The organism is Alteromonas sp. BZK5 (assembly GCF_014349115.1).
Classification (GTDB): Bacteria; Pseudomonadota; Gammaproteobacteria; order Enterobacterales; family Alteromonadaceae; genus Alteromonas; species Alteromonas macleodii.
Window position 1 is genome coordinate 1 of the sequence record NZ_JACSOE010000119.1, and the last position, 7,644, is coordinate 7,644.

Here is a 7,644-nt window from a genome sequence, read left to right on the forward strand (position 1 = left end):
GGATCTGTCCATTCGGGAGTTTTATTTAATTTCTCCAGCGAGACAGGAGCAAGTTTTGCCCCTGCAAACTTAGAGAATGGAACATCTGCGAAGTTGCAGACAACTCTGTCTATTAATTCATAGCCATTTTCTTCACCTTGGCTTATAAATTTGGCCACGCGCTCTTCAACAAGTGATTCTAGCGCATATGTAGCATCTCCTCGAAAAGACATGCTATTGCGTGAGCGGCCACTAAACCAACGACTTATATATTCATTTGATGATTCATCAAAATACACATTCAATTGATCATAATGGTATGAACCACTTTCCGAACGTCGGCGCATGACATACTGCTGTTGCAGTGTCTCAGACGTTGGTAATTCTTTTTGTGTATTCATTGTACCGCCGGCATTATCTATTGTTACCAAGTATCTGGGTGGTCTGGTTCAAACATCGCATTAATTTGCTCACTGATTTGTTCTTGCTTGAACGTGGTAATGTCGATGACGTTATGGTTTTGCTGCAATCCTCTCTTTTCTAGTGAGTAAGCGAGCTTTTGCTGAGCCTTGTGTATGTTTTCAGGCGTCATCAGCGCCCTCATCATCATTTCGGTTTCAGTTAATCCGTGGCGTTCATTCCGCTTACCTTTATTTCGCATTGTTTGCTCGTGGGATTTCTTCCTTTCAAAGTAACTTGTATAGGTATCATGGATAGCAAATAAAAACGGTGCATATTCAAATGCATTAAATTTTAACTGCTTGAGACAACGCATAAACACCACGTGGTTAGCGAGTCCCTCTACGGCGTTTTTCTGATGTAGCTGGCCAATAGCGGAGTAACAGGCCTGCATGGCGCCATTTAGTTCTATACTTCCCATATCGTCAATTTGATAATGGATATCTTCGCTATCGTTCGCTGATAATCCACACTGCAGTACAATGCCATAAGGAACAAAGTTACCATTTGTGACATTCAAACTGGGATCTGAATCTGTAATTTCGCTATCTATCTCAACGATACCTTTTTTCATATCTACGATGACATTTCTGCCGCTGTCAGGATTGAAGCGCTCAAGCCTGGCATCGACAATGCCATTCATATTCGAAAGAACTTTGACCGGGTCTGTGATGATCATACCTTCCATACGACCGGTAACCTCTGACACCAATATCTCCCAATTTAACCATGTTAAATCGTTTTGTAGTGCAGGTGGCGCCAGATTAACAATGACAAGGCTATCATCAACCAGCTGCTTAAAAGCACTCGGATGAATGTTTTCTAGACCAAATTGACGTTTTTTTGTGTACTGTTTTCTTGCATCACACAAACTACGATGATGCGATATCAACTTATTGGCGACTTCCTTTTCTGCCGTCGTCAAGTTTCCTAAGACATAATCATAATTATTCTCTGCCATGGGTTGCGTACTCCAATTCAAAGCCAGTAGGTTCAAGAATATTGCTATCTTCAAGCTCAACACTTAAATCCAGCACGGGAAGCAAGTCATTAAAATGCCGGCGCGTAACCGTTTTTTTCCGCATTTCATTAACAAATGGGCCCGTCCACGCTTGGCTACCATTGTTAACACATCCCATTTCAATTTGTTGCATGGTCTCTGCACCTAGAATAGTGCATATCACGAAATTGCTTTTTGCGAGTAGTGAGTAAGAATACCCCCCAATAATATTGCCTCTGTGATTAGCATTTAATTTCCTAGAGTGTTCAGGGATTGCATTGGGGCCTTTGTCTATAAACACATCGTTTTCAAAAACAAGCTCTGTATGTGTCAGGGTGATATTTTTATCTTGCGCGATAAAATGATACATACCCTTATAACCGAGATAGAAACGAGGTCTGTAGTACCCTTCGGCATCATCAAAATGGGCAATACAAAAAGCTTGCATTTTGCTTGGGTCATAGGATAGCCCCAGCTTTGGTGCTTTCATGAATTCCGCTTGCACCTCTTCGAGTGGAACAAGTGACATCATTCCTGCCCGCGCTGCTCGCAACCATTGATTCTGAAAAAATCGACATTCATCATCAAAGTTAAGCCGCGACCGTTTTGCAGCCAACAGTCCTGTAAACTCTGTATTCAACCCCCCCAATGGTGGAGGAGTAATAGCGTATGCTGGGTCAATCATTTGCATGTTAAAAACCTCGATTATTTTCCATTTGAGTAATGGACGGCTCAGCTTTGTACGCTGGCCATTCATTCGTATCTAAGCATTTTTTGAACTTATTTAGGTAATGGCGCAGTTTTTCTTTTGCGCGCATTTGCGTGTTAGGCGAATATTCTTTAGCGTCAGCAATTGGAACGTCCTTTTCGACCACAGCAAAGATGAAGGCATTTATATCTAATCCACACAAAGCGCCCACCATCCGATAAAAGGCATCTTGCAGGTCATAGCCCATATCATTAGCGTGATAGGTAAATGCGCGATCTTCGGCCGAACGTGCTGTTTTGACATCCCATGCTTGACCGAAACGGTTAAGGAAGTCGTAGCGGCATTTTACTAATAAGCCCGTTTCAGGCTCGACGGCGAAACAAGACAGTTCGGCTTCACCATCTGCAAGACCTACTGAAATGTAAGGGTTGCCCATCAATGCATCGTATAATTCATGAACGTGTACCCATGTATCGTAATCAATAGGAAGGAGAGTGAATTCATGGTTATTAGGATCATTCCATATGGCATTGTAAAGTGTGGTTCGCCCTGTCATTTCTCCCTTGATTATTTCAAGTCGTTCACAGGCGCAATGAGTATTGATAAGCATGTCCACTTCATCTTCATACTCCCAAATCTTTTTCGCACCCTCTGGCAACGCATCATTGATTCGCGTTTTCAAAGCATCACGTGTACCAGATACTTTTAATTCCATCTCCTTAGCTTTCGCCTTTAATTCATCCGTAGTGTAGGAATCAAAACCAACGTTCTCAGGTAGTTTGAAGTAGTGGTTGTAGAAACGAACAGCTTCAAGTGAGAGTTCATGTGTCAACGTACCAAAGTTGAAGATTTTCTGGGTTGCGGTCGTAATGGGCTTAGCTTTCTTATCGAAATATTTGCGCTTCACATGAAAAGCACTTTTTGTCGCCATTTCTTTAAATAAGCTTGATGAGTAACCATCTGTTGAATGGTATATATGATCCGGCATACCGCGATAAATGCCGGGTATTACATTTCCTTCATCGTCCAAGTGGTTATTATCACACCAGTCTATGATATTGACTGCATCAAAGATGTTTACATCGTTAGCTACTGCTGCGTTACCCATCATGGCGACTTCCTCAATCTGTTCTATGCCTCTATCGTATAGTGACTTTAAAACCTCGCTACTTTTTACCCATACCGTTGCTGTCTGGTATGGAATTCACGATAAAACGGCGGAAGTCGCTCTAGTAATCCGGCACCATATCGCTTTGTTAAAATACGTCTGTCGAATATAGCCACTTCGCCTCGACACTCAATTGACCTAATTAGACGACCTACTGATTGTTGTAATGCTTTTTCTGCACAAGGTAGTGTGAGTTGCATAAAAGGGTTTCCACCACTAGCCTGTAGATTTTCCGACTCGGTAATTTTTCTTGGCTCATTAAATGAGCCAAAAGACAATTTGGCGATGCCCACAAAGGTTAGATAATGCTTTTTAAGATCAAGACCCTCACTAAATGAGGCAAGACCAATCAATAGTGACAACTCCCCTTTATCAATTTTATTTCGATGCGTCTCTATGATTTGGCTTCTTGCGCCATCAACGCCTTGCACAAGCGTTGATTCTCGAAGAGCAGGTGGCAATAACGAAACCACCTCATTCATTTGTCGCTTTGAAACGAACAATTGAAGTCCTGCTTTGTGATAGCTCATAAATCGAATCAACTCATCGACAATAGCTTGTGAATGAGCAGTTTCATTTCTCCAATCAGGTTCGGGAAAATCTGGATAAAGGTGTAAACTTGAATATTGAAATGCCTCTGTGAAGGGCGAGTTAAAACGATATTCACAGGCCGAGGGTTTTGCTAGTCCAGACTCATGATTAAAAGATGAGAAAGCACCATCATTGGAAAGGGTAGCGGACATAGCAATCGATTTGTGGATACGGTCCCAAAAGAGCGCCTTCATGTCCTCAGACACATTCACTTTAGCACCAAAGAGAGTGGCTGAAGCACTGCCCTTTGCTTGATGGCGTTTATACCAGAACGCATCAGTCTCTTTCGCATTAAGATACATGGTTAACAAGGTACAACTGCTATCTATATTGCTATGGTGTAAACCAAGTTGACCTATTACTTGCGCCTCATCGATGTTTAGTTCCTTATCAACTGCATTAATTTCCTCTATAACAGAAGCAATTTTTTGCCTTACAACAACTAAGTCATCATAAATAACGTGCATACTCTCCAACATACCACTTTGTGTAATATAGTTTGTATCAAGTCTCCATATGGCTTTATCCCGTTCAGATATGGGAAGCGTTTCTGCATACTGTTGATACCTGTCATCTAAAAATTGCATAAAAGGAAGTAGGGCGTCACGAACGCGAACCAGTCGTTGATTAACTTCATGCTCGTGATTTTTTATATCAGCGATTTCCGATCCCATTGCTATGCCTATCGAGATAGCAGCAAGTTGACGTGTGCAGATGTCATAGAGCGCGCTGAAAGACATTTTTCTTTCCATAGTCCCGTGGAAATTGTCTACTAAATGATGCGCTTCATCGAGAATGTGGAGTGTTCTTTCTGGCGCTGGCAAAATGGCGGATTTTTCTAAGTCGGCAAAGACCATAGCGTGATTAGTTATAATGACGTCTGCACTTTCCGTATCCATTCTATTTTTGACGAAAGGACATCCGCTGCCCCAATACTGACATTGTCTATTACAAGTGTTTGCATCAGCACGAACACGTTGCCATGTCCTATCTTCCATCGTTAATTCTCGGTCTAAGTCGTCAACGATACCTGTCCATGTATCGTCTTTAAGCCGATACATAGCTTTCTTTACTTTAGTTTTCTCAACTTCGCTTATCATGTGGCTACCCTGTGGTGGGAGACCAACATCACTGGTGGTATCAATGTCATTTTGGCCAGTAAGTAAGTTAGCTTGTTCGCTATCGGGTCTCATTACTGCAAATGCGTTGCGCTTGCATATGAAGCGACCTCGACCAACAACAATGTGAGCTTTAAAGTCAACACCCGATGCTCTTAAGAGTTCAACATCTCTGAGAAGTTGTTTTTGAAGCGAAATAGTGGCCGTGCTATAGCAAATTTTGATGGTGTCATCTTTACTTCGCTTTTCATTAGCGACCTGGATATAGGCCAAAGCAGGAATAAGGCTACCTAAAGACTTACCGGTGCCGGTTGGCAACTCAGCAATAATGCTGTTAGGGCTATCTTTGTTTTCACAAATTTCAGTAATGGCATCCATAAACTGCAGCTGGCTATCTCTAACCTCAAAGTCAGTCAAATGCGTCTTAACACCATCAATGATTTTTCTTATCGCTTGTTGAATATTCATAATCTAAGAATAGGTCTATGAGTCTTTCTCCCATTACACACCAGCTTACAACTCTCGCAACTTTGTTAAATCAAGCAACAAATCCCACAGATTCGCGGATTTAATACACTTTTGAAAATTCAAAGTAACCTCACAAGGGAAAGCATGACCTTAAAAATAAGATCTATATGCGGGATTATTCTGACGGCGTCAGCATCTTTTGCATCTGCACACGATGTCAGTTGCGAGGAAATGACAAAGTCGTACTTCTTAACTGAGATGCCAAACAGTATCGGAAGATTTAATGAACCACGAAAAGAAAGGCCAGAAATGATAAAAAGGCTGATGTTTAGAGTGAAATTAAACTACCCAGATAGAGACATGCTGGCTTGTATTAATCAGGGGTTAAAAGATGCTCGGGCTAGCAAGGGAATCTATTTGAGAGACACACTTCACGGAGGGGTAGACGACATGCAATGAAGCGTTGTCCAAGCTATAAAATTAACTAAACCTGAGTACTTATAAGATTATGCACACAAAAGGGTTGCACAAAAAATAAGCAGCGTTAATATTATTTCAGCGCTTTAAGTCTTACACCATTTATGGCGTTGGGGTCATAGTATTTTGATTGGAAGGAATCGTCACAGCCAAACGTATCCTCAACGCATCGCATTACTTCTACTTGTGTTTGGTAGCTAAAGGAACACAATATTGATGGACGCTAAACATGAGTGAAATCTTGCACAAAGACATTGATTACCGTGCATTAAGAATGATTGTCGGTTTAATCGCATTGAGTATCGCTATTGTTTGTACAGGATTGTTTTGGTTCCATACCGAGACGAGCATTATACCAACCAGTATAAGCGTGACATATCACTTAGGTGCCAGAGACTTTTTTGTAGGTGCTTTATTCTCTGTGGGCGGCTTTTTAATCGCCTATAAAGGCTGGACAGACACAGAGTTATGGCTTGCAAAGATAGCTGGGGTGTGCGCAATACTGATTGCTGTTTGCCCTACATCCGTAAACTTAAAGTGGATTGAAAATGCAGACCTACCGTTTGACAAAACACAATGTAAAATATGCGAAACAGCAGAGTCTCTGAACATAAATGGTTTAACAGGCACCGGTGATAATAGTTCCTCTATGCAAGAAAGCCCAAGTGCTGAGTTAGATAACGATGATGGCAAGTGTATCACTACAGGTTCAAAGTTTACCCCAGTAGTCCATGGGGTTGCTGCGTTCACTCTGATAGCCATTCTTTTTTACTATTGCATTGGTTTTTACAGAAGGGTAGACGGTAAAATCAAAAAACATCCTGACATGAAATTGTTGAAGTGGCGTAGATTTATATACCTTGCTTGTGCTGTTTCTATGGCAATATCTGCTGTAATAGGAGGGATACTGCAGTGGATATCTTCTAACCCTGGTAACACAGCCATATTTTGGGTTGAGTTTGTTTGCTTGTGGGCTTTTGGTATTTCTTGGATAGTTGCGTCTAAACGTGCATGGCTAATCAGTTATGATAAGGAAACAGAAGCACAAGCTGACAACTAGCTCATCTATCAATTTAAGATGAGCCTGTTGCCTTTGCTTTAAACTTAAATATTTGCCAGACAGAGCCTCGATTCTTGTCCTTATACTCCTCTCTTTCGGTTTTTGCTTTTTCCTTTAACATCTTCAACTTTCTAAGTTCGCGCTCTTTTAATTTCAACTGTCTTTCAGACAATTTAATATTAGTGATTGTCGGATAACCTTCCGCGATGTCGTCGATATTAAACCTGCTGATGTCTTTACCATCATGAAAAACAGCGCTACCACGGTAAGTGGCGTCATTATCTTCACCTTGCAGAGAAAACTTATAGGAAATAAGTCGATAATAGTAAGTCAGGTTTCTAATCATTGATGTTTACCTTAAAAGATGAAGCGCTAGTGAATAGTGTTTGCCCGAGACTCTATAATGTTAAGTAGGTCTTTAATCTTTTTGGGCTTCTGATGAAGTTCATTACGATCACTTTCAGTAAATTGCCAATTACCATTTGGAGACAATTGGATCTTCAGTTCTATCCAGTGCTGAACCACCCGTTCCATGATAACAATGACGACCTTCTTTTGAACAAGTGAGTCCTGCTTAGCAAGTGTGATAAGCATTTTTTCTGTATCTGCTAAGTC

The 7,644-nt window shown here is 41.2% G+C and carries 8 protein-coding genes; 1 reads left to right on the top strand and 7 read right to left on the bottom strand.

Annotation, left to right across the window (positions count from 1 at the left end; all coding sequences use genetic code 11):
- The 5 genes from BIZ39_RS19370 to BIZ39_RS19390 all read right to left on the bottom strand — a co-directional run.
- A partial coding sequence (locus tag BIZ39_RS19370) for a hypothetical protein (RefSeq protein WP_187447790.1) occupies positions 1–380 on the bottom strand: 380 nt, incomplete at its 3' end.
- A gap of 23 nt (positions 381–403) precedes the next feature.
- Positions 404–1,399: a hypothetical protein gene (locus tag BIZ39_RS19375; RefSeq protein WP_187447791.1), complete on the bottom strand. Its 996-nt coding sequence runs from the start codon at positions 1,397–1,399 to the stop codon at positions 404–406.
- A complete protein-coding gene (locus BIZ39_RS19380) occupies positions 1,386–2,129 on the bottom strand; it encodes a recombinase RecT (RefSeq protein WP_187447792.1) in 744 nt (247 codons plus the stop codon). The genes BIZ39_RS19375 and BIZ39_RS19380 overlap by 14 nt, the downstream gene beginning before the upstream one ends.
- Before the next feature lies 1 nt (position 2,130).
- Positions 2,131–3,258, bottom strand: a complete 1,128-nt coding sequence (locus BIZ39_RS19385) for a PD-(D/E)XK nuclease-like domain-containing protein (protein ID WP_187447793.1) — start codon at positions 3,256–3,258, stop codon at positions 2,131–2,133.
- Between the two features lie 62 nt (positions 3,259–3,320).
- A complete protein-coding gene (locus BIZ39_RS19390) occupies positions 3,321–5,492 on the bottom strand; it encodes a helicase C-terminal domain-containing protein (protein ID WP_187447794.1) in 2,172 nt (723 codons plus the stop codon).
- Positions 5,493–6,198: 706 nt separating this feature from the next.
- On the opposite strand from BIZ39_RS19390, the gene BIZ39_RS19395 reads away from it, so the two are divergent.
- On the top strand, positions 6,199–7,029 hold the full coding sequence (locus BIZ39_RS19395) for a hypothetical protein (protein ID WP_187447795.1): 831 nt from the start codon (positions 6,199–6,201) through the stop codon (positions 7,027–7,029).
- Positions 7,030–7,042: 13 nt separating this feature from the next.
- Here BIZ39_RS19395 and BIZ39_RS19400 read toward each other — a convergent pair whose 3' ends face one another.
- Together BIZ39_RS19400 and BIZ39_RS19405 are read right to left on the bottom strand one after the other, a co-directional pair.
- Positions 7,043–7,375 carry a hypothetical protein gene (locus tag BIZ39_RS19400; protein WP_187447796.1) on the bottom strand — a complete coding sequence of 111 codons (333 nt, stop codon included), beginning with the start codon at positions 7,373–7,375 and terminating at the stop codon, positions 7,043–7,045.
- 26 nt (positions 7,376–7,401) lie between these two features.
- Positions 7,402–7,644, bottom strand: a 243-nt coding sequence (locus BIZ39_RS19405) for a hypothetical protein (RefSeq protein WP_222936710.1), incomplete at its 5' end; no start/stop codon positions are given.